Raw genomic sequence first — 23,711 nt, 5'->3', positions numbered from 1 at the left:
CGGCGGACCACACCGCGCGGGACCACCTCTGATCAGGTATGGCCAACGACAATCAGAAAAGCGCACAATCGAGACACCGGATGACATGAGGCAGGCGCGGTGGCAGCGGTGGGCACGGAACGAAGGGCACGCCGGCGGCGCGGCCCGGTGGCAGGCGCCGTGCTGGCCGCCGTGCTGGCGGCCGGTCTGGCCGCGGGATGCACGGCGTCGGACGGGCCCGGCGACGACGGACGCGGCTCGCCCCGGCCGTCGCCGACGCAGTCGCGGGAACCGGGCGGGGCGAAGAGCCCCCCGGCGCTCGCCGTGAAGATCGACAACGCCCCCGCCGCCCGGCCCCAGACGGGTCTGGACTCCGCCGACGTGGTGTACGCCGAGCAGGTGGAGGGCGGTCTGAGCCGGCTGATGGCGGTGTACGCCGGCAAGCTGCCCGGGTCGGTCGGGCCGGTGCGCAGCGCCCGTGAGTCCGATCTGGAACTGCTGCGCCAGTTCGACCGGCCGGTGCTGCTCTTCTCCGGGGCGCAGAGCAAGCTGCTGCCGGTGATCGACCGGGCACCGCTGGAGGCGGTGACGCCCGAGTCGGATGCCGCCGCGTTCTTCAGGAACACCGCACGCCCTGTCCCGCACAACCTCTACGCGCGGCCGGAGCGGGTCATGGCGCGGCCGCCCGGTGAGGCCGCCCTGACCACAGGCTTCCGTTACGGCCGGCCCCCGGCGGACGGCAGGTCCGAGAACCAGCTGACGGTGCGCTATCCGGCGGCGCGCTTCACCTTCACCTGGTCGGGCTCGCGCGACCGCTGGCTGGTCTCGATGGACGGCGCCCCCGCGGTCACCCCGGAGGGCGAGCGGCTCGCGCCCGCCACGGTCGTCGTGCAGTACGTGACCGTGCGCCCGTCGGGATACCGGGACTTCCTCGGCAGCAACACCCCGTACACAGAGACGGTGGGCTCGGGGAAGGCCACCGTCGCGCGCGGCGGACGGACGTACGAGGCGCGCTGGGACCGCCCCGCCGCCGCGGACGGCACCTCGTTCACCACCCGAGGGGGCGCCCCGCTGAACTTCGCGCGCGGTCAGGTGTGGGTGGTGTACGCGGAGGCGGACTGACCGGAGCGGTCCGCCGGGTCAGCGGGGGCGGTCAGGGAGGGGGCGGGGTCGCGCAGCCCCTCGGCCGCGTCCGCCACGCGCCGGATGAGGTCGATGAACACCGCCTGCTCCCCCGGGTCGAGGGGGGCCAGCAGCACCTGGTTCATCCGCGCGGTGCGCACGGTCAGCCTCCGGTGGGTGCGCTCACCGTCGCCGGTGAGGCGCAGCAGGAAGCGGCGGCCGTCCCCCGGGTCGCGGACCTTGTCCAGCAGTCCGCGCCGGATCAGCCGGCCGATCACCTCGGCGACGGTGGAGCGGTCCAGCCCGACCCGCTCCCCCACGGTGCGCTGGTCCAGCCCGGGCTCGGCGACGAGCGCGTTGAGGACCGCGAACTGCGGCGAGGTGGTCTCCTCCGAGACCATCGTGTTCCACAGCAGGTGGTGCGCCTGCTGGAGCCGCCGGGCCAGATGCCCGGGATGGGTGGTGAGATCCACGGCGGCCATGAGCGCTCCCCCGGTCATTTCATCGGTGCACTGATTTTCATGGGACCTCTGAACAGTACTGGACAGGGGCATCATCTCGTGCAGATACTCAGTGCGCTGACTAAATGCTGAGCGGGTCGCCTGGCAAGGGATGGGGTTCCTCGGATGGACAAGGTCTTCGCCTCCGCCGCGGAGGCGCTGGCCGACGTGCCGGACGGCGCGTCGCTGGCGGTGGGCGGCTTCGGCCTCAGCGGTGTGCCGAACGTGCTGATCCAGGCACTGCACGAGCGGGGCGTCGGCGGCTTGTCGGTCGTCTCGAACAACTGCGGGGCCCTGGAGTCCGGGCTCGCGGTGCTGCTGGCGGCGGGCCGTATCGCCCGGGTGACCGGTTCCTACATCGGCGCGAACAAGGAGTTCGCGCGCCAGTACCTCTCCGGTGAGCTGGAGGTGGAGCTGATTCCGCAGGGCACCCTCGCGGAGCGGCTGCGCGCCGGGGGCGCCGGCATCCCGGCGTTCTACACGCCGGCCGGGGTGGGCACCCAGGTCGCCGAGGGCGGGCTGCCCTGGCGCTACGACGGTTCCGGCGGGGTGACGCTCGCGTCGCCCCCGAAGGAGGTCCGGGAGTTCGACGGCACGGAGTACGTGCTGGAGCGGGGCATCCGCACCGACTACGCGCTGGTGCGGGCGGCCAGGGGGGACCGGCACGGGAACCTGGTGTTCGGCAAGTCCGCCCGCAACTTCAACCCCCTCGCCGCGATGGCGGGCCGGGTGACGGTCGCGGAGGTGGAAGAACTGGTCGAGCCCGGCGCCCTCGACCCGGACGCGGTGCACCTGCCGGGCGTCTTCGTGCGGCGGGTGGTGGCCCTCACGCCCGAACAGGCGGCGGACAAGCGGATCGAGCGGCGGACGGTGAGCGGCTGATGGCCTGGACACGGGAGGAGATGGCCGCGCGGGCGGCCCGCGAACTGCGCGACGGCCAGTACGTCAACCTGGGCATCGGCCTGCCCACGCTGATCCCCAACCACCTCCCGCCCGGTGTCGAGGTGGTGCTGGAGAGCGAGAACGGCATCCTGGGCACCGGCCCGTACCCGGCCGAGGACGCCGTCGACCCGGACCTGATCAACGCCGGGAAGGAGACCGTCACGGTCCTTCCCGGCGCCTCCTTCTTCGACTCGGCGCTGTCGTTCTCGATGATCCGCGGCGGGCACATCGATGTCGCCGTCCTCGGCGCGATGCAGGTGTCCGGACGCGGTGACCTGGCCAACTGGGCGATACCCGGCAGGCTCGTCACCGGCATCGGCGGCGCGATGGACCTGGTGCACGGCGCCCGCACGGTGATCGTGGTGATGACCCACACCGCGAAGGACGGCTCGCCGAAGATCGTCGCGGAGTGCACGCTGCCGCTGACCGGCAAGAGGTGCGTGGACCGCATCATCACCGACCTCGGCGTCCTCGACGTCACCGGCGACGGCCTCGTCCTCACCGAGACCGCTCCCGGCGTCTCCGCCGGGGAGATCACCGCCAAGACCGGAGCCGAACTCACCCTCGGGGAGGGCCTGTCGTGACCGACGTGCTGACACAAGCCGACATCGACCAGGAGATCGCGGCCGAGCACGCCGCGTACGAGAAGCGGGTCGCCGGCCGCGCGCCTGTCGAGCACCATCCGCGCCGCGGCTACGCGCCCTACCGCTCCTCGGTGCTGCGCCACCCGTCGCGGCCGCCGGTCGCCATCGACGTCTCGCAGGACCCGGAGCTGGTGGAGCTGTCGTCCCCCGCCTTCGGGGAGCGCGACATCACCGAGACCGACAACGATCTGACCCGGCAGCACACCGGTGAGCCCGTCGGTGAGCGCATCACCGTCTCCGGCCGGCTGCTGGACCGGGACGGCCGCCCCGTGCGCGGCCAGCTGGTGGAGGTCTGGCAGGCCAACTCGGCCGGGCGGTACGCCCATCGGCGCGAGCAGCACGACGCCCCGCTGGACCCGAACTTCACCGGTGTGGGCCGCACCCTCAGCGACGACCACGGCTTCTACCGCTTCACCACCGTCCAGCCGGGCCCGTACCCCTGGCGCAACCACGTCAACGCCTGGCGCCCGGCGCACATCCACTTCTCCGTCTTCGGCTCCGCCTTCACCCAGCGGCTGGTGACGCAGATGTACTTCCCGGGCGACCCGCTCTTCCCGTACGACCCGATCCTGCAGTCCGTGACCGACGACGCGGCGCGGCAGCGGCTGGTCGCGACGTACGACCACAGCCTCTCGGTGCCGGAGTTCTCGCTCGGCTACCACTGGGACATCGTGCTGGACGGGCCGCGGGCCACCTGGACGGAAGAAGGGCGCTGACCACCATGACGAGGATCGACACCACCGGCCCGGGGAACGTGCCGCCCACCCCCTCGCACACCGTCGGGCCCTTCTACGGGTACGCGCTGCCGTTCCCCGGCGGCGAGGACATCGCGCCCGCCGGCCACCCGGACACCGTCACCGTGCACGGGTACGTGTACGACGGCGAGGGCCGGCCGCTGCCGGACGCGCTGCTGGAGCTGTGGGGGCCGGACCCCGGCGGGAACGTGCCGGCGGCGGACGGTTCGATGCGGCGGGATCCGGCGAGCGGCGGCTTCCTGGGCCGCAACGGCGTGGAGTTCACCGGCTTCGGGCGGATCCAGACCGACGCGAACGGCCACTGGTACGCCCGCACCCTGCGCCCCGGGGCGCGCGGCCGGAGCGCCCCGTACCTCAGTGTGTGCGTCTTCGCGCGCGGGCTGCTGGTGCACCTGTTCACCCGGATCTACCTGCCGGGCGACGAGGCGGCGCTGGCGGCGGACCCGCTGCTGTCCCGGCTCGGCACCGGCCGTCGCGACACGCTGGTCGCGGGCGAGGAGGGCGCGGGCACGTACCGTTTCGACATCCGCCTTCAGGGCGAAGGCGAGACGGTCTTCCTGGAGTTCCAGTGACATCAGCCGATCACGGCGCCGGTCTGCTCGCCCCCGGCTGGGCCGGTTCCCCGGCCGCCGCCGAGACGTCGGACGCGGCGTTCCTGCGGGCGCTGCTCGACGCGGAGTCCGCGCTGACCCGTGCGCAGGCCGCGCTGGGGCTGGCCCCGGCGGAGGCGGCCGCGGCGGTGACGGAGGCGGCCGGCCCGGACGGTTTCGACATCGCGTCCCTCGCCGGGCGGGCGCGCGCCGCCGGGAATCCGGTGATCCCGCTGGTCGCGGAGCTGACCCGGGCGGCCGGCGGGGAGTACGGCCCGTATGTGCACCGGGGCGCGACCAGCCAGGACATCATGGACACGGCGATGATGCTGGTCGCCCGCCGCGCGCTCGGCCCGGTCCTCGCCGACCTCGAACGCTGCGGGCGGGCCCTGGCCGCGCTGGCCGCCGAGCACCGTGACACCCCGATGCCGGGCCGCACCCTCACCCAGCACGCGGTGCCGACGACGTTCGGGCTGAAGGCGGCCGGGTGGCGGTCGCTGGTGCTGGACGCCCGGGACCGGGTGACCGCGGTGCGCGCCTCCCTGCCCGCCCAGCTCGGCGGCGCGGCCGGCACGCTGGCCGCCTTCTCCGCGTACGGGGCCGCGGACGCCACCGCGCTGCCGGGCGCGTACGCACGTGAACTGGGGCTCGTCGAACCGCCGTTGCCGTGGCACACGCTGCGTACGCCGGTCGCCGACCTGGCCGGCTGTCTCGCCTTCGCCGCCGGCGCCCTGGGCAAATTCGCGGTGGACGTCCTCACCCTCTCCCGCACCGAGATCGCGGAGGTCGCCGAGGGCAGCGGCGGCGGCTCCTCCGCCATGCCGCACAAGGCCAATCCGGTCCGCTCGACGCTGATCGCTGCGGCGGCCCGGCGGGCCCCGCAGCTCGCGGCCACCCTGTACGGCTCGCTGGTGGCCGAGGACGAACGGCCGGCCGGGGCCTGGCACGCCGAGTGGGAGCCGCTGCGGGACCTGCTGCGTCTGGTGGGCGGCGCCGCCCGGGACGCGGCCGAACTGACCGAGGGGCTGCGGGTGCGCCCGGAGGCGATGCGCGAACACCTGGGACTCACCCACGGGCTGATCGTCTCCGAGCGGCTCTCCGCCGAACTGGCGCCGGTCCTCGGCCGCGCCCGTGCGAAGGAGCTGCTCACCCGGGTGGCGCGGCGGGCCCCCGAGGAGGGCCGTCCCCTCGCCGAACTGCTCGCCGGGGAGACCGAGTCGGAGGAACTCGGCGTCGACCTCGCCGACGCGACCGACCCCGCCCGCTACACCGGCTCCGCGGGAGCCCTCACCGACTCTGCCCTGGAGCGACGTTGACCGACACCCTCCTCGACCACCGTGCCGAAGGCCCCGCTTCCGCTCCCCCGCTGCTCCTGGGCCCCTCGCTCGGCACCTCGTACGCCCTGTGGGACAAGGTGGCGCCCGAACTGTCCGCCGCCCACCGGGTGGTGCGCTGGGACCTGCCGGGACACGGCGGTTCGGCGCCGGGGCTGATCGGTCCGGGAGCGACCGTCGGCGACCTCGCCGATCTGGTGCTCGCGCTCGCCGACTCGCTCGGCGTCGAACGGTTCGCCTACGCGGGCGTCTCGCTGGGCGGCGCGGTGGGGCTGCATCTGGCGGTGCACCGTCCGGAGCGGCTGTCGTCGCTGGCGGTGATCTGTTCCTCGGCGCACTTCAACGGCGCCGGGCCGTGGCGGGAGCGGGCCGCGCGGGTGCGGGACGAGGGGCTCGCCGGGCTCGCGGAGGGCGCGGACGCCCGCTGGTTCACCCCCGGTTTCACCGTTCCGCGGCTGGTCCGGGACCATCGGGAGGCCGACCCGGAGGCGTACGCCGCCTGCTGCGACGCGCTGGCCGCGTTCGATCTGCGGGAGCGGCTCGCAGAGATCTCCGTGCCGACGCTGCTGGTGGCCGGCCGGGAGGACCCGGCGACGCCGCCCGGGCATCTGCGGGAGATCGCGGACGCCGTGCCGGACGCCGCGCTGGTGGAGATCCCGGGGGCCTCGCACCTGGCGCCGGCGGAGCGCCCCGAGGCGGTGCTCGCGGCGCTGCGGACGCACTTCGGCGGGGCCGCCCGGCGCGGGATGGAGGTGCGCCGGGAGGTGCTGGGCGACGCCCACGTGGACCGGGCGCAGGCCCGGCAGACCCCGTTCACGGCGCGCTTTCAAGACTTCATCTCCCGCTACGCCTGGGGCGAGATCTGGACCGATCCGGCGCTCACCCGCCGCGAACGCAGCATGATCACGCTCACCGCGCTGGTCGCCCACGGTCACTACGACGAACTCGCCCTGCACGTCCGCGCGGCACGCCGCAACGGGCTCACCCCCGAGGAGATCGGCGCGGTGCTGCTGCAGACGGCCGTGTACTGCGGCGTCCCGGCGGCCAACTCGGCCTTCGCGACCGCCCAGCGGGTGCTGGCGGAGGAGGACGAGTAGCCGGGGGATCTCCTCTAACGCAGTCCCGCACTCGTGCCGAGTTCCTCGCGGGCGCGCTTCGCCAGGCCGTCCGCGCCGCAGGAGCGGGCCAGTGCGAGGCCGCGTTCGAGGTCGGGGACGGAGCGGGCGAGGATGCCGTACTCGACGCGGGCCGCGGCGTGTTCGTACTGGCAGGGTGAGGACTCCAGGTAGGTGACCGCCTGGGCGGCGAGGCGGACTGCGCGCTGGCCGGTCTCCAGTGCGGCGGCGACGCGCAGGGCCTCGCCTATCGCGGTGTCCGTGCCGAGGCGTTCGGCCCTGCGGCGGAGGTCGACGGCCAGCCGGGCGGCGCGGGCCGGGTCCTCGGCCGCGAGGGCCCGGGCGAGGTCCGCGGCGGCGAAGAGGTGCACCGGGTTGTGGTGGCCGCGGGCGGCGGCCGCCTTCTCGGCCGCCTCCAGCTCGTTGACGCCGTCCTTGGTGCGGCCGACGGCGAGCAGCAGCCGGCCGCGCACCGAACGCGGGTCGGGCAGCACGATGGTGGACGGGTAGGGCGGTGCGAAGCCGTGGCGTTCCGCCACCTCCCAGGCCGCTTCCGCGTGGCCGCGGGCGAGCAGGGTGTCGACGAGGTTGCAGGTGGCCGTCCAGTACAAGGGCAGTCCGCGGCCGACGCGTTCGGCCAGGCGCAGGGACTCGCGCAGCGACTGCTCCGCCGCCTCCAGCCGGCCGCGCCTGCGGTGGCCGAGCCCCACGTAGGCGTGGGCCAGGACCAGGTGGCCCCCGCTCCAGCCGGCCGTCTCGTAGGCGTGCAGGGCCTCGTTGTAGAGGCTGTCGGCGCGGTCCAGGCGGTCGGTGTAGGCGTAGGCGCTCGCCAGCATCAGCAGGAGCTCGACGCCCCACTCTGAGTCGGTCCAGCCGAGGCCCGGTGCCAGGCGGCCGTTGACCAGGGCGCGGTCGCAGACCTCGACGACCTCCTCGGCGTTCTCGCCGCGCATCATGGCGTCGAAGCCGCGCAGGATGAGCAGCGCGCGTTCGGAGTTGTCGCGGCCGGTGCAGGTGGCGGCGAGTTCGGCGAGGCGCTCGGAGCGGCCGGGTGAGCCGGTCTCGCCGGCGACGAGCCCCTCCCACATGAACCGCACGGCCTGCAGCCGCATCCGGGCGGGGCCGGGTTCCAGCCGGGCGGCCTCCGCCTCGACGGTGCGGACGGCCTCCTCCATCTGGTCGTTGTGGAGCAGGGCCTGGGAGAGGCGGACCACGGCGTCCACCCGGCGGTCGCCGTCGAGGCCGGGCATGCCGAGGGCGGTCCGCAGATGGCCGATGGTGCGGGCGGGTGCGGTGAGGAAGGTGGCGCAGCCCAGTTCGTAGAGGACGTGGGCGTGGACCTCGGGGCGGGGCGGTTCCTCCAGGGCGCGTTCCAGGCAGCGGCGGGCCGCGTCGGGGGCGCCGACGGCGAGGTGTTCGCGGGCCGCCTCGCGCAACTGCCAGACGAGTTCCTCGTCGTCGTCCGGGTGCACTTCGAGGAGGTGGCGGGCGGCCGACGCGGCGCCGCGCCCGGAGTCGGTGACGATGCGGGCGGCGATGCCGTGCATGGCGCGGCGCAGGGCGTCGGGGATGGAGTTGTAGACGGCGGTGGCGATCAGCGGGTGGACGAACTCGAGGTCGGCCGTCCCGGCGCGGCCGGCGGCCGGGTCGGGAGCGGTGAGGATGCGGGCGCTGCGCAGGAGTTCGGCGCAGCGGGCGGCGTCGTCGACGTTCAGCGTGGCGAGCCGGGCCACCAGCGCGACGGTGATGTCGTTGCCGAGAATGGCGGCCGCCCAGGCGAACCGGGTGGCGTCGATGCCGAGTTGTTCCAGCCGGGCGACGAGTCCGCCGCCGCGGGCGGAGCGGTTGAGGTCGCGCAGTTCGCCGGCGTGGGCCTCGACGGGTTCGAGTTCGCTGTCCTGCACCTTGGCGAGGAGTTCGACGGTCTCGTAGGGGTTGCCGCCGGTGACGGCCCACACCTCGCGGCAGAAGGCGGCGTCGGCGTTCTCGCCCAGGGTGGCCCGGGTGAGTCCGGCGGCGGCCACGGCGTCAAGGTGTCCGGCGCTCACTCCGGAGATCTCGCCGGGCCGGCGGGCGACCACGACGAGGACGGACAGGTCGGCCAGCCGTTCGGCGAAGGCGGCGAGCCAGTACAGGGTCTCCTGGTCGGCCCAGTGGGCGTCGTCGATGAGCAGCACCAGCGGCCAGTCCCTGCGGGCCAGCCGGCGTACGGCGGCGACCAGTCCCTCGCAGACGCCCTGCGGGTCGGCGTGCCGGTCGCCGGGGTCGGTGATGCCGAGGGCGGGTCCGGCGATGTCGTACCAGTCTCCGAGGTACTCGCGGGCCTCCTCCGGCAGCATCGACACCAGTGCGGGCTGCAGGAGCTGGCGCACGACGTTGAAGGGGACGGAGCGCAGGGTCTCGCCGCCGCGGGCCGACCACACGGTGCAGCCGCGCCGTTCGGCGATGCGGCGGGTCTCGGCGAGCAGCGCGGTCTTGCCGAGTCCGGCCTCGCCGCGGAGCACCAGCAGGCCGCCGGGCGAGGAGCGGTCCGCGCAGAGGGTGTCGACGGCCCGGGCGAGGGCGGCGACTTCCTCGTCGCGCTCCCACAGGGCGGCCGAGGGGGCGGCCGAGGGCCGTATCTCCGTCATCCCGCTGCCTCCCCGAGTCGCCCGAATGACGTACAGGCCCCGAGCGTAGTCCCCCGGCGGTCCGAGCGGTGCCCGCTCGCGCCACGTGTTGCCGTGACGGGTGACACCGCCTCCCGGGGTCGACGCGTCCCGCCTTCCACCAGGCCCGCCGAAGGTCAACGCCCGGCGATATGAGGGGAGATGCCCGCCTCCGGGGCGGATCCGCGGGAGGTGTGACGGGGCTCTCTCATCCGGCTTTCACCGAGGCCTCATACGGTGGGGGCATGACGCAGGCGACTCCTCCCGGGTGGCACCCCGACCCCGGGCAGACGAATGACGGGCCGGCCACCGAGCGCTGGTGGGACGGCGGGACCTGGACGGACCAGGTCCGCCCGACGGGGCAGGCCGCGGCCTGGGGACCCCCGGCGCCGGCCGGTTCGGGCACCACGGCGTACCCGGCCTACCCGGCGTACCCCGCCGCGGCGCCTTCGGGGCGGGGGCGGGCGGTGCGCAACGGGATAGCCGTGGCCGCGGCCGTCGCCGTCCTGGCGAGCATCGGCGTGGGGGTGTACGCGCTGACGGACGACGACGGGGGCGACGGCGCCACGGCCTCGCAGGGTCCGGGCGGACGCGAGGGCGGGCCGTTCGGCGACTCGGGCGGACCGGACGGCGGCTCCGGCGGCCGTGACGGAGGTTCGGGCGGGTCCGGGGGCGAGGAGCCGGGGCCGGAAGGGTCCGAGGCGCCGCGGATCGAGAGCGGTTCGGTGACCGACGGGCTGAGCGGGATCAGCCTCCCCATCCCGGACGGCTGGTACGGCGAGCAGCTGCAGGTGGGCGCCTCGGTGACGTCGGAAAAATCCTACAAGTGCCCCGGCGACACCTCCAAGACCTGCACCAAGGGCGGGGCGTACTCGGCACCGGCCCTGGCGATGGGCACCCGCGGCTCCACCGCCGAGGAGGTCGCCAAGGCGGACATCTCCGCCAACGCCGAGGAGAGCTACGGCGGCGAGGCTTACGGGAAGATCACCTCGCACGACGTCCTCGCGTCCAGGGCCGTCACGGTGGCCGGGCAGAAGGGTTATCTGGTGCGCTGGAAGGCGGTCACCAGCAAGGGCTCCGACGGGTACGTCCAGTCGCTCGCCTTCCCGTCCCCCGCGCAGCCGCAGCAGATCGTCGTGGTCCGCTTCGGGGTGGACACCGACCAGAAGCAGGACGTCCTCGACGAGATCACCGAGGGCATCGAGGTGTCGTCGGGCGGCGGCGGCAACGGCCAGGACGTCTGACCCGTCCGCACACGACGGCGGGGCGGGGCACCCCTCCGCTCAGGAGGTGCCCCGCCCCGCCGGCTGGGCGCCGCCCCCGTCCCCACGGTGCGGCGCGGCCGGGCCGCCGTCCGGTGGTCCCGGGAACGGCGGCCCGCGTCTCAGGGGAGGCCGAGCGCCGGCAGTACGGCGGCCTCCACGAAGCGGACCAGGTAGTCCGGGTCGGCGTTGCGGCCGTCCAGGATGGGCCGGATCCGCAGCACCCCGAAGATCTGCGCGGGGACGTACTCCAGCGCCGGGTCGCCGGCGGCCACCTCCCCGCGTGCGACGCCCCGCCGCAGGATCTCCCGCAGCGCTTCGACCTCGGGGTCGACCAGCGCCTCACGCAGCGCCCGCGCCAGCTCCCGGTCCTGGACGATCGCGTGCCCGAGCGCCTGGAGCAGCGTGGTGTCCTTCGGTGACCACTCCCCCGCGAGCCGCGCCACCTCGCGCAGGTCCCCGGCGAGGGTGCCGGTGTCGACGCCGGCGAGCCGCGCGCGCCGGTTGGAGCGCAGGGCGGCGGCGACGAACTGCGGTTTGGTCCGCCACTGCCGGTACAGCGTGGACTTGCTGCACCGCGTGCTGGCGGCGACGCCGTCCATGGTGACCGCGTCGTAGCCGCACTCGCGGATCTGGTCCAGCACGGCGTCGAAGAACTCCCGCTCACGCTCCGGCGTGATCTTGGAGCGGCGCGAGGTTCCGGCCGGTGCGGACCGGTCCGAGTCCTGCGACGTCATCGGCTCGGCTCCCTTTCTTCCTCGAGTGAGGCACGTCATCGATACGCCAGTGTACCGGTACGAAATCGTATCGGTACACTGACGTATCGGTACGAACTCGTTTCGTTGAGGTGCGGTACCGCGCACCACCGCACCACCGCAGCACCACCGTCAGCGAAAGGGCCGGGGATGAATGCCCGCGAAGAGCCTGCGACAGCGGGGCCCGACGCCTCGGCGCGCCCTCCCCTGGTCCGTGAACTCCTCCTGGTGGCAGGGCTTTTCCTCGTCTACAAACTCGGCCGGCAGCTGGCGGCCGGCCACGGCGGCGAGGCGTACCGCAACGGCCTCGGGGTGTGGCGCCTCGAGCGCTCGCTCCAGCTGCCCGGCGAGGGCGCGGTGCAGTCCCTGCTGCTGCACGGCGAGGGGCTCGCGCACGCCGCGAACGTCTACTACGCGGCCGTCCACTTCCCGGCCACGGCCGCCTTCCTGGTCTGGCTCTACGTGCGCCGGCCGCTCCACTACGTCTGGGCGCGCCGGGTCCTGGCGGCGGTCACCGCCGCCGCGCTGGTGCTGCATCTGACGTTCCCGCTCGCCCCGCCGCGGATGCTCTCCGCGACGGGTCTGGTGGACACCGCCCGGGTGTACGGGCCCTCGGTGTACGGGCCGCCGGAGACGGACGGGCTGTCGAACCAGTTCGCGGCGATGCCCTCGCTGCACTTCGGGTGGGCGCTGATGGTGGCGGTCGGGCTGATCGTCGCCACGCGCACCCGGTGGCGGTGGCTGTGGCTGCTGCATCCCCTGCTGACGCTGCTGGTGATCGTGGGGACGGCGAACCACTTCTGGCTGGACGCGTGGGTGGCGGCGGCGCTGCTCGGCCTCGCGCTCACGGTGGCGCGCCGGCCGCGACGCACGGCCGCGGCGGGGCGGATCGCGGCGCGTCATGTGCCGGCGAAGGACCGGCCGCTGGTGGGGGCGGACCGGTGAACGCCGTCCTCGTGGCCGTCCTGCTGTCCCTCGTCTCCGCCGTCGCCTACGCCGCCGCCGCGGTGGCCCAGGAACGTCTCGCCTCCCGGTCCTCGGACACCGGCACGCTGCGGCTGCTGGCCGACGGCGCCTGGTGGGGGGCGGTCGGGCTGAACGCCTCGGCCGCGCTGCTGCACGTGGTGGCGCTCAGGTACGGGCCGCTGACCGTGGTCCAGCCGCTGGGCGCGCTCACGCTGGTCGCGGCGGTGCCGATGGGGGCCCGGATCGCGGGGCGGCCGGTGAGCGGGGCCGAGTGGCGGGGCACGGCGTTCACCCTCGCCGGTCTGGCGGTGGTGCTGGCCTCGGCGTCCGGCCCGGCACCCGACGACGCGCTGAGCGTGCCCGAGGCGCTGGTCGTCGCGGGCGGCACGGCGTCCCTGATCGGGCTGCTGTCATGGCCGGGGTCGCGGCCCGGTCTGCGGCACGCGACCGCGTCGGGCGCCGCCTCCGGGGTGGCCTCGGCGCTCACCCAGACCGTGACGGTCACGGCGACGGACCGGTCCGGTCCGCTGCTCGACGTGCGGGTGGTCGTGGTGGCGCTGCTGGTGGCCGGCTTCGCGGCCGGCGGTCTGCTGCTGTCGCAGACCGCCTACCGGGGCGGCCTGGGCGCGCCGCTCGCGGTGGTGACGCTGACGAACCCGCTGGCGGCCGCGGTGATCGGGCTCGTCCTGCTCGGCGAACGGCTGCGCGGCGGGCCGGCGGGCGTCCTGGCGGCGCTGGCCGGCGCGGCGCTCGCGTCCTGGGGAGTGGTCCTGCTGAGCCGGGCGGCACCGCGTCCGGCGGCGCCGGCCGCCCCCGCCGCCCCTGTCTCCGTTGCCGTCCCCGCCGCCCCTGAGCGCATGTCCGGGACGGAGGGGCGGAGCCCGGCGGGGGTTACCCCGGGCCTCGGTGTCCTGGTGCCGGCGGCTCCCGGGCCGCCTTCGCCCGGCCTGGCCGGGGCCGCCCCGGACAGCGCGGCCTGAGGCGTCACCGGCGTCCGGGAACGGCGGTCAGTCCGTGCGGATCGCCGGGTCGCTGACGCCCGGGCGTCCGTTCTCGACGTGCCCCGCGAAGCGGCGCAGGTAGGCCGGGTCGGCCGGGGAGGTGACCGTCAGGTCGTACCAGCGGTGGCTGGCGCACAGGTCGACGGTGCGGTGCACGGTGGCGCCGGGGCGGACGGTGACGGTCACCGGCCGGCCCCCGTAACCGTCGGCCAGCCGCAGCCGCGCCGTGGCCGAACCTCCGTTGACGAACGTGAGCCGGACGTCGTCCCCGGTGTGGCGGGCGGTGACCTCGGGGCCCGCGGACCCGTTCGGTCCGCGGAAGACGCGCAGGAAGCCGTTCGGGCCGTGCACGGTCAGGTCGTACGAGCCGCCGGAGTGCGCCGAGTTCCAGATGTCCGAGAGCTCCTTCCCGGCCTCGGTCGTGTAGGTCCAGGGGCCGTCGGCGCGGCTGCCGGACGTGACCAGGAACGCGGCGCCCGCCCCGGCGCCGGAGGAGAAGGCCAGCGTGAACGTCCCGGCCGCCGGGTCGGCGGAACCGTCCACGGCCGGGGCGTACTTCAGCGGGCGGGCCGGGCGCGTCCCCCGCTCCTGGCGGGGCAGACGGGCGTCGGCCGGGGGTGTGGGCCGGTAGTCGGGGTGACGGTCGCGGTCCGGCGGCTCGTAGGCGTCGGTGTCGGGCAGCCGGGCCGGCCGGCTGTCGCCGTTGGAGAAATCGAAGGCGGAGGTCAGGTCGCCGCAGACGGCGCGCCGCCACGGCGAGATGTGGGGTTCGCGCACGCCGAAGCGGCGCTCCATGAAGCGGATGACCGAGGTGTGGTCGAAGGTCTCGGAGCAGACGTAACCGCCCTTGCTCCACGGCGAGACGACCAGCATCGGCACCCGTGGGCCGAGCCCGTAGAAGCCCTCGCGGTGGGTCGCGCCGCCCTGGAAGACGTCCAGCGACGCGTCGGCGGTGGACAGGCCCTGCGCGGCCGACTTCGGCGGCAGCGGCGGCACCACGTGGTCGAAGAAGCCGTCGTTCTCGTCATAGGTGATGAACAGGGCGGTCCTCGCCCACACCTCCGGGTCGGAGGTGAGCGCGTCCAGGACCTGGGAGATGTACCAGGCACCGTAGTTGGACGGCCAGTTGGAGTGCTCGGAGAAGGCCTCGGGGGCGGCGATCCAGGAGATCTGCGGGAGCCGGCCGGCCTTGACGTCGGCGCGGAGCCGGTCGAAGTAGCCGTCCCCGCCGGCGACGTCGGTGCCGGTGCGGGCCTTGTCGTACCAGGGGTCGCCGGGCTGGGCGTTCCGGTACTTGTTGAAGTACAGCAGGGAGTTGTCGCCGTAGTTGCCGCGGTAGGCGTCGGGGATCCAGCCCCAGTGGCCGGCCGCGTCCAGGCCGTCGCCGATGTCCTGGTAGATCTTCCAGGAGATTCCGGCCGCCTCCAGCCGCTCGGGGTACGTCGTCCAGTCGTAGCCGAGTTCGTCGTTGCCGAGGACCGGGCCGCCGCCCCTGCCGTCGTTGCCGGTGTGGCCCGACCACAGGTAGTAGCGGTTGGGGTCGGTGGAGCCGATGAAGGAGCAGTGGTAGGCGTCGCAGACGGTGAAGGTGTCGGCGAGCGCGTAGTGGAAGGGAATGTCCTCGCGGGTCAGGTACGCCATGGTGGTGGTGCCCTTGGCCGGCAGCCAGCGGTCGTACTTGCCGTCGTGGTAGGCGTCCTGGCCGTCGGACCAGCCGTGCGGCAGTCCCTCCAGGAACTGCATGCCGAGGTCGTCGGCCTCCGGGTGGAAGGGCAGGACCTCCGTGCCGTCGCTCTTGGTCTGGTGCCAGACGGACCTGCCGCCGTCCAGGGTGACCGGGTGCGGGTCGCCGAAGCCGCGGACGCCGCGCAGCCGGCCGAAGTAGTGGTCGAAGGAACGGTTCTCCTGCATCAGGACGACGATGTGCTCGACGTCCTCGATCGATCCCGACCGGTGGTTCGCCGGGAGGGCGGCGGCCCGCTCGACACTGGCGGAGAGCGCGCTGAACGCCGTTGTCGCGCCCGCGAGTTGAAGGAATCGGCGCCGGTTGACCTCGGACACGTGGGGAGCCTCTCGTACGGTGCCGGATGCTGACGGGATGCGCGTGACAGGAGTGTTCCAGGAGCGGCGAACGCGGGGGAAGGGTGCGATGGCGCCGGTGTGAAGGTCGTCGGTACAACGGCTCAGGCGTGCCGGTTCCTCCGGCGCGGGGCCGTCTCGGTGCCGGCGAGGTGGACGGCCGTGGTGAGGCACTGGGCGGGGTAGCGGTCCTGGTCGCCCGGGGCGGGGCGGCCGAAGGCGTCGCGGGTGCGGTGGGCGGCACCGGGCTGGAGTTCGTGGACCCGGGGTGCCCCGCTGTGACGATGGCGAAAGACCGGAGCCACCCACCGACAGTCCACCGGTGCCCGCCGGCGGCCGGATTGGCCGCGTGGACCGTCCGCGGGGCGGTGGGAATCGCGCCAGATTGGACGATGGCGGTTTCCGGCCGTGGTAGGGACGGGGCGCGCTCCGCGGTCCGCCGCCTCCCGTACGACGGGGTACGGGCCGCTCCGGCCGGCCGGGCGCACGCCGTGACCAGGGCGACGAGGGCCGCCGGTGTGGGCGGGGCGGCCGAATGCCGCGTTCCGTCGGAGCGGGCGCCGCCCTCCGCAGGGGTGCGGCGCGGTCGTTTTCGGCCGGGCGGGCGTCGCCGTTCCGTTCCCCGAGGGGCGCCGGGGGCGGCCGATCGCGTCCGATGAGGTTCGCACGTGCGTCCGTGGCGTGTTGTTCCGGGACAGAACGGGGCACACGGCCCGTGGCGCGGGGGGAGTGTGCCGTCGGCTGCTCGGGCGCAGCCGCTGACATGAGGTGGGGGAGATGGTTCGTACTGTCGTGGTGCACGACGAGGAACTCATGCGGTCCGCATTGGTTCAACTGCTCAGATCCGAGGGCACGCTGGAGGTCTCGTCGATGTCACCCGGAGCCGGCCCGCCGGATCAGGACGCGTTGCCGACGGACGTGTGGGTCATGGACGGCGACTGCCTGTGGGGACCGGGGCAGGCGCACGACGAGCCCTTCCGCTCGCGGTGCGGCGACCGGCTCGTCGTCCTGACGACGGCCAAGCGGCCGGGGATACTCCGCCGGGCGTTCGACGGCGGTGCTCTCGGTCTGGTCGACAAGAACGCCCCGGCCCACCGGCTGATCACGGCGGTGCACACGGTCGCCAAGGGGCAGCGTTTCCTCGACCAGACGCTCACGGTCGCTCTGCTGGAGGGCGCGGAGATGCCGCTGACCACCCGTGAGCTGAGCGTGCTGTCCCTGGCCTCCCAGGGCGCGCCGATGGCCGAGATCGCGGCCCGGCTGCACCTGTCCCGGGGAACCGTCCGCAACTACATGGCCACGGCGATCCGGAAGGTGGGCGCCCGTAACCGGGTCGACGCGATACGCATACTCCAGAGCGCGGGATGGACGTGATGCCCCCCGCGCGGTGAACCCGTCAGGGGGCGGGCCGCGGCGGTCAGGTCCCCCGGGCCGGGCCGCCGTTCCAGTGGCCCGTCAGATCGCGGTAGAGCGGTGAGCGGTCCAGCACCTCCTGGTGGGTGCCGCACACCGCCTCCGTACCGTCCAGCACCAGCACCCGGTCGGCGCGGACGGCCGACGACAGCCGGTGCGCCACCACCAGCAGCGTTCCGGGGCGCCGCGCGAGGGCTTCCTCCGCCCGCGCCTCGGACGCCGGGTCGAGATGGCAGGTGGCCTCGTCGAGCAGCAGCAGGGGCGCCGCGGACAGGTGGGCGCGTGCCAGCGCGAGGAGCTGCCGTTCGCCCGGGGACAGTTCGGCGGGCCGCACCGGTGCGTCGAGGCCGCCCAGGCGCTCGACCAGCGGCCGCAGGCCGAGGGCCCCGACGGCGGCGTCGACGTCCGCGCGGTCCGCGTCCGGACGCAGATACGCGAGGTTGTCGACCACGCTGCCGGAGAAGACGTACGCCTCCTGGGGCACCAGTACGCGCAGCGCGGCGAGTTCGGCGGGCGTCCGCCCGGCCACCCGCAGGCCCGCCACCCGTACCTCGCCGGCGCTCGGCGCGAGCGTCCCCGCGACCAGGCGGGTGAGCGTCGACTTGCCGATCCCGCTCGGTCCGACGACGGCGAGGTGCTCGCCCGGGGCGACGCACAGGTCGAGCGAGTCGAGGACCGGTTCCGCGCGGGCGCCGTAGGACAGCGTCACGGACCGCAGTTCCACCGCCGCGGCCGGCCCGGCGTCCGAGGCGCCGGGGGCCGGGAGGGGCGCGGTCTTCGGCCCCGCGCGGCGTCCGGGCGCCGGGGCTCCCGCCGGCTCCGGGCCGTTGACGCGGTCGAGGACGACCAGCAACCGGGACCCCGCCGCGCCGAGGGCGGTCATCAGGGTGTGCAGGGCGGGCAGCAGCGACTGGACGAGGAAGGTGAAGGCGCCCAGCAGCGCGCCCGCCGTCACGCCCCGCCCGCGCAGCCAGGGCACCGCAAGGAGCAGTGCGAGGACGGGCAGATGTCCCGCGACACCGAGCGCCGCGGTCCGCACCGCGGCCCAGCCGGCCAGGGCGCGGGCCGCCGCGGCGGCCTCGTCGACCAGCTCCGCGCCGCGCCGCGCCGCCTCGGGGCCGGTTCCGAAGGCGGTCAGGTCCCGCAGCGCCGCCCGTGAGCGGCCCGCGTGGTCGCCGAGCGCCTCGTCGGCCGCCAGGGCCCGTCGCTGGGCCGCCGCCATGGGGCGCAGGGTGGCCAGGAACAGCGCCAGGCCGCCCGTCAGCGGGGGCAGCACCACCACCAGGAGGGCGGGGTCGAGCGACAGCAGCCCCAGCAGCGCCCCGGCGGCGGTGAAGACGAAGGACCGCAGGGTCAGGACGAGACCGGCGAAGCTGTCGCGGGCGATCTCGACCTGGTTCGTCAGCCGGGAGACGGCCGCCCGGTCCGCCCCGGCGGAACCGCCCGCGGCGGCCCGGGCCAGGGAGCGGTCGACCGCGCGCCGGGCCAGACCGTCGCGCAGCGGCTCCGTCAGCCCGGCCAGCTGGGTGAACACGCCCCGGATCACCGGGGCGCCGCACAGCACGGCGACGAGCGCGACCGCGAGCCACAGCAGGCCCCGGCGGGTGTCACCGGCGAGGAACCCCCGGTCGACGGCCTGAGCGACGCCGTAGCCGACGAGGAACGCCTGCCCGGTCTCGGCCAGCGACCACAGCCCGAGCCGCGCGAGGACGCCCGTGCGGCGGGCGAGGAAGCGGCGGGCGGGCGGCGCGACACGGCGCAGCGCCCCGGCCCCGTCGTCCGTGTCCCGCCCAGCCGGCTTCACGACGTCCGTCACGGTCGCGCCTCCTCGGGTTCGGGGCGGCGCGCGGTGCCCGCCCGCGGTGCCCCGGGCGGGGTCCCGCCGGCGCCGAAGACCGCCCGGTAGTCGGCCTCTTCCCACAGTCGGCGATGGGGCGCGACGGCGCGCACTCCCCCGTCCTCCAGCCAGATCACCAGGTCCGCCCGGGCGGCCACCGACGGGCGATGCGCGACGACCAGCCTGGTTCCGGGCCTGACCGAGTGGCGCAGGGCCCGGTCGACCTCGTGCTCCGTGGCGGTGTCCAGGCTGGACGTCGCGTCGTCCATGATCAGCAGCCGTCCGGCGTGCGCGAACGCGCGGGCGAGGCCGAGGCGCTGGTGCTCGCCGCCCGAGAGCGGCGCCTCGGGCAGCGGGGTGTCGTAGCCGCCCGGCAGTCGGCGGACGAAGCCGTCGGCGCCCGCGGCACGGCAGGCCTCCCGGACCTGTCCGGGCGACACCCGCCGGGGGCCGGCGGCGACGGCTTCGGCGACCGTGCCCTCGGCCGGCGCCGGGCGTTCGAAGGCGTAGGCGACCTCGGTGCGCAGCGCCTCACGGGTCAGCCGGTCCAGGCGGACGCCGTCCAGCAGCACATGTCCCTCGTCGGGGTCGATCAGCCGCCCCGCCACGGCGGCCAGGACGGACTTCCCCGCTCCGCTGCGGCCGACCACCGCGGCGGTGGCTCCGCCCGGCACCCGCACCCCGTCGGCGCACAGGACCTGCCTGCCGTCGCGCACCACCCGCACACCGCACAGTTCGAGAACGCCCGGTCCGGCCGGGGGAAGACTCTCCGTCCCGTGGACCAGCGCGGGCAGGCGTGCCAGTGCCAGCGTCCGCTTCCGCGCCTCGCGGCCCCTGACCAGCGCGCCCAGCAGGGACGCGGCGCCCCCGACACCGGCCGTCAGCTGCGCGTACCGGAACACGGCGAGCAGTTCGCCCACGCTGAGGGCGCCCGCCGCGAGACGCAGGCCGCCGACTGCCGTGGCGGCCAGGGTGAGCAGGGGGACCAGGACACCGCTGCGGGCCAGGGCGCGTCCGTGCAGCGCCCACACCTGCCGGCCCAGGGCGGCGAGCCGGTCCAACGGCTCCAGCACCCGGGCCCGTTCCCGGCCGACGGTTCCCGCGGCGGCGATCGTCGCCGCGCCCTCCAGGGCCTCCAGCAGCCGGGACGCGAGCTCCGACTGCGTCCGCTGGTAGGCGGCCACCGAGGCGCCCGTGTCGCGGGCGAAGCTCCGCAGCACCAGCGCCAGGGCGGGCAGCCCCGCGAGGACGCAGGCAGCCACCCATACGTCGACGAGGGCCAGCGCCGCGAGCGCCCCCACGGGTGTGACCACCGAGGCCGCCAGCGCCGCCCGGGCCGCCGGGGCGCCGCCCGCGTCGGCGGCGTTGAGGGTCAGCCGGGTCCCGACGTCCCCCGGTGCGAGGGGCCGTGCCCCCTCGGGCACGGCGCGCAGCAGGCCGTCGAAGGCGCGGGAGCGCAGGAAGGCCGTCCAGTGGGCGGTGCAGCGTCCGGTGAACAGCGAGGTGAGGCTGTCGAGCAGCAGTTCGCCGAGGAGCAGCGCGACGCTCAGCGCCAGCCAGCGCCCCGCGGCGCCGTCCCCGCCGCGCAGCAGCAGGTCGAGGGTGCGGCCGAGCACGAAGGGCTGGGCCACCGTCGTCACGGCCGCTCCGACCGAGCAGAGCAGCACCAGCACTTCGGGCGTGCGCCCCGGCCCCGCGCCGTCGGCTCCGTCCCGAGCGCCGCCCTCCCGCCGTACCCGGATTCCGGTCGTCACCACCCGTCGGCCTCCTTCCGTACGTCCACCGTGACCGGACGCCGGCCACGGGCCCGGCGGGCCGGACGTCCGCCGGAACAAGCACCGGCGCCCCGGGCGGAAACCCGGGGCGCCGGAACCGAGCCAGGTGACTCACCGCGTCACCGCGGTGGTCGACGCGGGCGTCAGTTGCAGGTGGTGATGCTCAGGCTGCTGTCGCCGCAGAGCAGCAGGCTCGCGCGGCTGCCGGTCTCGACGTCGCCCATGGCCTCTTCCTTCGGGGTCTCCATGGACTGCAGGTCGAACAGGTTCATGATGCTTTCCCTTCGTAGGACAACGGGTTCTCTTTTTTGCTCACGACCCCCGCGGGGGCCGAGTCGTGGGGCCGCCGCGGGGGCGGCGGCGGAGGAAGGAACGGCAGCCGCGCGGACGGGGCGCCGTGGGCGGCGGCGACGGCCAGCAGGCAGCCGGCCGTGCCGGTGGAGAGGTCCATGGACAGCCGCATCATCTGCTCACCGGGGAAGGCGAGCCGGCCGCGGTAGGACATGGCATGCCAGGACAGCGCGTCGAGTTGGCGCCGGACGGCCTCCGGGCCGGTGCCGGGCACCCCCGCCGTCGTGCGGGCGAGGTGCAGCACCATGCCGGACACTCCCCGGTACAGACCGGGCTGCGCGTAGAACATGGCCTGCGCCGCGGCGACGATCTCGCCCTGCGCCCGCGCGAACCGCTCGTCCTCCCGGTGCGCCAGGTAGTCGTCGAGCACCATGCCGATGCCCACGCTGCCCGCGCCCAGGTAGGGCATGGTGCGCCATCCCTCGTCGACCTGCAGCGCGCCGCCCGCGCCGCGGACGCAGCGCGCGAGGTCCTGGCGCAGCGCGTCCCGCGCGAGGTCGAGCAGGGCGGGGTCCCGGTCGCGTTCGTACAGCCGCAGGAAGAGCAGAGCGCGTCCCGCCGCCCCGTACAGCAGGCCCGCGCGGCCCGGTCCGGTGCTCCCGTCGCCGGCCTGTACGCTCCGGGCGGTCAGCTCGGCGCAGCGCAGCGCCGCCGCGCGCAGGGCGGTCTCGCCGGTGGCCGCGGCCAGCGAGTCGAGGGCCAGGCCCAGCCCGGCCGTGCCGCTGTGCAGGTCCGGGGCGAGGTGGTCGAAGGGCTGGTCGAGGAGCAGTTCGGCGAGGTCGAGGGCGCGATCGCGGTGGCCGAGGTGCTCCAGGGTCCAGGCGATGCCGGCGAGTCCGTCGTGGAAACCGAGCGGGGTGCCCGACGGCGGCTGCTTGGTCCGCTCCAGCAGCCACTGCTCCCCGTCCTCGTCCCGCCCCGCCCCGCTTGCGGCCAGCGCGTAGAGCACTCCCGCCGCGCCGTGGCCGAAGGCCAGTCCGCCGCCGGCGGTGGCGAACTGCGCGATGTCGCCGGGGAAGAGACGGTCGGTGCGGGACGGTGTGGCCGACGCGCGGACGGCTTCGGCCATGGAGTCCCGGCTGCGGGGCCAGTCGTCCGGCCGGACCGGCACCACCGGCCCGTCCGTCCGCGCCGCCGAGGGAGCGGCGGCCGTGGTGCCGCCCGTGATCTCCGCGACCGCGGCGTCCAGGAAGGCGCGGTCCACCGGGAACTGGTCGGCCACCACATCGGCCAGATGGGCCGCCTTGCGCCGGTCCAGCGCCAGCAGACTGGTGAGCGGGAGGAACAGCGCGAGCCGCAGACAGGCCAGCGCGTATCGGTCCACCGCGACTCCACGCCGGTCGGACGGCGCCACGAACCCGGGGTTGGCGACGGTCTGCCGGCCGGCTTCGCCGACCTCGTGCGCCGCCTCGAAGTCCAGCAGGGCGACGCTGTCGTCCTCGCGGATCATGATGTTGAACAGGTGCAGGTCGTTGAAGACCACGCCCCGGTCGTGGACGGCCTCAACGGCGCGTTCCACCCGGGCGTGGACGTCGAGGGCCCAGGCCGTGTACTCGGCCAGCTTCCGCTCACCGGGGTCGGCCTCGATGAGCGGATGGCGGCGGGCGAAGAAGGTGTTGAGAGGCTTGCCGTCGATGTGCTCCAGCACCAGGAAGTGGTGCTCCCCCACCGTCAGGTGGTCGAGTACCTCGGGTGTGCAGTCGAGGCCGGACAGCCGCTCCAGCGCCCGGCGTTCGCGGTGCAGCCGGGTCACGGCGTCCGCGCCGTCGGCCGCCAGTCCGGCGTGCGGGCGGGCCTCCTTGAGGACGACCTGTGCCCCGGTGCGGGAGTCGCGGGCGAGGTAGACGCCGCCGCCGTTGGAGAAGTGCAGCGCCGACTCGATGGCGTAGGGCAGGCCGGCCACGGTCAGCGCGTCCCGGGCCCGCAGGTGCGGCCGCAGGAAGGCGGGCGGCTCCACCCAGTCCGGTATGCGGAAGACGGGGCCGCGCAGGTCGGGCACCAGTACCCCGTCGGGACCGGTCACGGCCGGCCGCAGCTCCCCTTGCGTGTCGTAGCAGTTGCGCCGGGTGAAGCCGCCGTACCGGACGTGCACGGGGCCGTCGCCGAGCCGCAGATCGCTGAGGATGTGCGGTCCGGGTTCGCCCGCCAGCAGCTCCGACAGCTCGGCCGCGAGGCGTTCGCACCGCGTCTCGTCCGCCGGGTACACGGTGATGAACTTGCCGCTGCCCGCCCGGTCCGCGTACTTGGCGTTGCGCTGGTGCAGCAGATAGCGGCTGGGGACGAACTTGAAGGCGGTGCCGCCGTCGACGCAGTGCCGCCAGACACGCTCGAGCACGGACTCGGCGTTGTCCAGGCAGGCGGAGACGTGGATCTTCCATCCCTGGTCGGGGAGTTCGGCGTCGGCCGGCCGCAGGGCGAGCCAGTCCCCGCTCTCGTTGCGCTGCCATCCCGCCGGGACGGGCCACGAGGCGACGGCGTACCGGGAGCGCCCGGTGCCGGCCGGGGAGACCGTGCGGTGCGGTGCCTCGTAGAAGTACGGGTCCGCGTCGCAGTACACGGCATAGCCCTTGTTCACGCCGGCTCCTTCCCGCCGATCGCTGACGGGCTTGACGCTGTCACGCGGCGTGCCGCCCCGCACAGTCA

At 74.9% G+C, this 23,711-nt stretch carries 20 protein-coding genes; 11 read left to right on the top strand and 9 right to left on the bottom strand.

All coding sequences use genetic code 11. The features are described 5' to 3' along the window. The first annotated feature begins 99 nt into the window (after positions 1–99). Entirely contained in the window at positions 100–1,101 is a 1,002-nt protein-coding gene (locus CNQ36_RS30880) for a DUF3048 domain-containing protein (RefSeq protein ID WP_163013447.1), read from the top strand. Here CNQ36_RS30880 and CNQ36_RS30875 read toward each other — a convergent pair. Then, positions 1,068–1,583 carry a MarR family winged helix-turn-helix transcriptional regulator gene (locus CNQ36_RS30875; protein ID WP_121548809.1) on the bottom strand — a complete coding sequence of 172 codons (516 nt, stop codon included), beginning with the start codon at positions 1,581–1,583 and terminating at the stop codon, positions 1,068–1,070. The two genes, CNQ36_RS30880 and CNQ36_RS30875, sit on opposite strands and share 34 nt — an antisense overlap. A gap of 144 nt (positions 1,584–1,727) precedes the next feature. Here CNQ36_RS30875 and CNQ36_RS30870 point away from each other — a divergent pair, with 144 nt between their 5' ends. The 6 genes from CNQ36_RS30870 to pcaDC are packed head-to-tail and all read left to right on the top strand — an operon-like array spanning position 1,728 to position 6,963. Then, the gene (locus tag CNQ36_RS30870) at positions 1,728–2,483 is read left to right on the top strand and encodes a CoA transferase subunit A (protein ID WP_121548807.1); all 756 of its coding nucleotides are present in this window, start codon (positions 1,728–1,730) and stop codon (positions 2,481–2,483) included. After that, positions 2,483–3,127 (top strand): CoA transferase subunit B, encoded by a 645-nt coding sequence (locus CNQ36_RS30865; RefSeq protein ID WP_121548806.1) that lies wholly within the window; start codon positions 2,483–2,485, stop codon positions 3,125–3,127. Before CNQ36_RS30870 ends, CNQ36_RS30865 begins: the two co-directional genes overlap by 1 nt. Continuing rightward, positions 3,124–3,903: a protocatechuate 3,4-dioxygenase subunit beta gene (pcaH, locus tag CNQ36_RS30860; protein WP_121548804.1), complete on the top strand. Its 780-nt coding sequence runs from the start codon at positions 3,124–3,126 to the stop codon at positions 3,901–3,903. The genes CNQ36_RS30865 and pcaH overlap by 4 nt, the downstream gene beginning before the upstream one ends. Before the next feature lie 5 nt (positions 3,904–3,908). Then, entirely contained in the window at positions 3,909–4,514 is a 606-nt protein-coding gene (pcaG, locus tag CNQ36_RS30855) for a protocatechuate 3,4-dioxygenase subunit alpha (RefSeq protein WP_121548802.1), read from the top strand. Further along, a complete protein-coding gene (pcaB, locus tag CNQ36_RS30850; RefSeq protein WP_121548800.1) occupies positions 4,511–5,848 on the top strand; it encodes a 3-carboxy-cis,cis-muconate cycloisomerase in 1,338 nt (445 codons plus the stop codon). The genes pcaG and pcaB overlap by 4 nt, the downstream gene beginning before the upstream one ends. Then, positions 5,845–6,963, top strand: coding sequence for a bifunctional 3-oxoadipate enol-lactonase/4-carboxymuconolactone decarboxylase PcaDC (gene pcaDC / locus CNQ36_RS30845; RefSeq protein WP_121548798.1), 1,119 nt, complete (start codon positions 5,845–5,847; stop codon positions 6,961–6,963). Before pcaB ends, pcaDC begins: the two co-directional genes overlap by 4 nt. Positions 6,964–6,977: 14 nt before the next feature. On the opposite strand, the gene CNQ36_RS30840 is transcribed toward pcaDC, so the two are convergent. Then, on the bottom strand, positions 6,978–9,611 hold the full coding sequence (locus CNQ36_RS30840; RefSeq protein WP_121548796.1) for an ATP-binding protein: 2,634 nt from the start codon (positions 9,609–9,611) through the stop codon (positions 6,978–6,980). Between the two features lie 263 nt (positions 9,612–9,874). On the opposite strand from CNQ36_RS30840, the gene CNQ36_RS30835 reads away from it, so the two are divergent. Further along, entirely contained in the window at positions 9,875–10,873 is a 999-nt protein-coding gene (locus CNQ36_RS30835; RefSeq protein ID WP_121548794.1) for a DUF2510 domain-containing protein, read from the top strand. 140 nt (positions 10,874–11,013) lie between these two features. Here CNQ36_RS30835 and CNQ36_RS30830 read toward each other — a convergent pair whose 3' ends face one another. Continuing rightward, a complete protein-coding gene (locus tag CNQ36_RS30830; protein WP_121548793.1) occupies positions 11,014–11,628 on the bottom strand; it encodes a TetR/AcrR family transcriptional regulator in 615 nt (204 codons plus the stop codon). Between the two features lie 168 nt (positions 11,629–11,796). On the opposite strand from CNQ36_RS30830, the gene CNQ36_RS30825 reads away from it, so the two are divergent. Next, entirely contained in the window at positions 11,797–12,591 is a 795-nt protein-coding gene (locus CNQ36_RS30825) for a phosphatase PAP2 family protein (protein ID WP_121548791.1), read from the top strand. Then, on the top strand, positions 12,588–13,592 hold the full coding sequence (locus tag CNQ36_RS30820) for a DMT family transporter (RefSeq protein ID WP_167499296.1): 1,005 nt from the start codon (positions 12,588–12,590) through the stop codon (positions 13,590–13,592). Before CNQ36_RS30825 ends, CNQ36_RS30820 begins: the two co-directional genes overlap by 4 nt. A 27-nt stretch (positions 13,593–13,619) precedes the next feature. On the opposite strand, the gene CNQ36_RS30815 is transcribed toward CNQ36_RS30820, so the two are convergent. Next, entirely contained in the window at positions 13,620–15,674 is a 2,055-nt protein-coding gene (locus CNQ36_RS30815) for a phosphocholine-specific phospholipase C (RefSeq protein WP_121548789.1), read from the bottom strand. A 122-nt stretch (positions 15,675–15,796) separates the two neighbouring features. Continuing rightward, positions 15,797–15,997: a hypothetical protein gene (locus CNQ36_RS30810; RefSeq protein WP_121548787.1), complete on the bottom strand. Its 201-nt coding sequence runs from the start codon at positions 15,995–15,997 to the stop codon at positions 15,797–15,799. Between the two features lie 472 nt (positions 15,998–16,469). Between CNQ36_RS30810 and CNQ36_RS30805 the strand changes: the two genes are divergently transcribed. Next, positions 16,470–17,066, top strand: a complete 597-nt coding sequence (locus CNQ36_RS30805) for a response regulator transcription factor (RefSeq protein WP_121548785.1) — start codon at positions 16,470–16,472, stop codon at positions 17,064–17,066. A 43-nt stretch (positions 17,067–17,109) separates the two neighbouring features. Here the strand turns inward: CNQ36_RS30805 and CNQ36_RS30800 are convergent, their stop codons facing one another. The 4 genes from CNQ36_RS30800 to lanKC all read right to left on the bottom strand — a co-directional run bounded on the left by CNQ36_RS30800 (position 17,110) and on the right by lanKC (position 23,643). After that, a complete protein-coding gene (locus tag CNQ36_RS30800) occupies positions 17,110–18,921 on the bottom strand; it encodes an ATP-binding cassette domain-containing protein (RefSeq protein ID WP_240659559.1) in 1,812 nt (603 codons plus the stop codon). Continuing rightward, complete coding sequence (locus CNQ36_RS30795; RefSeq protein ID WP_121548784.1) at positions 18,918–20,699, bottom strand: ABC transporter transmembrane domain-containing protein; 1,782 nt, start codon at positions 20,697–20,699, stop codon at positions 18,918–18,920. The genes CNQ36_RS30800 and CNQ36_RS30795 overlap by 4 nt, the downstream gene beginning before the upstream one ends. 161 nt (positions 20,700–20,860) lie before the next feature. Then, a complete protein-coding gene (ramS, locus tag CNQ36_RS30790) occupies positions 20,861–20,989 on the bottom strand; it encodes a mycelium formation morphogenetic lantipeptide SapB (RefSeq protein WP_003972313.1) in 129 nt (42 codons plus the stop codon). Next, a complete protein-coding gene (gene lanKC / locus CNQ36_RS30785; protein WP_121548782.1) occupies positions 20,986–23,643 on the bottom strand; it encodes a class III lanthionine synthetase LanKC in 2,658 nt (885 codons plus the stop codon). The genes ramS and lanKC overlap by 4 nt, the downstream gene beginning before the upstream one ends. Positions 23,644–23,711: the final 68 nt, after the last annotated feature.

The sequence above is a fragment of the Streptomyces fungicidicus genome (genome assembly GCF_003665435.1).
Lineage (GTDB): Bacteria > Actinomycetota > Actinomycetes > Streptomycetales > Streptomycetaceae > Streptomyces > Streptomyces fungicidicus.
This window is presented reverse-complemented; position numbering and strand designations above follow the sequence as displayed.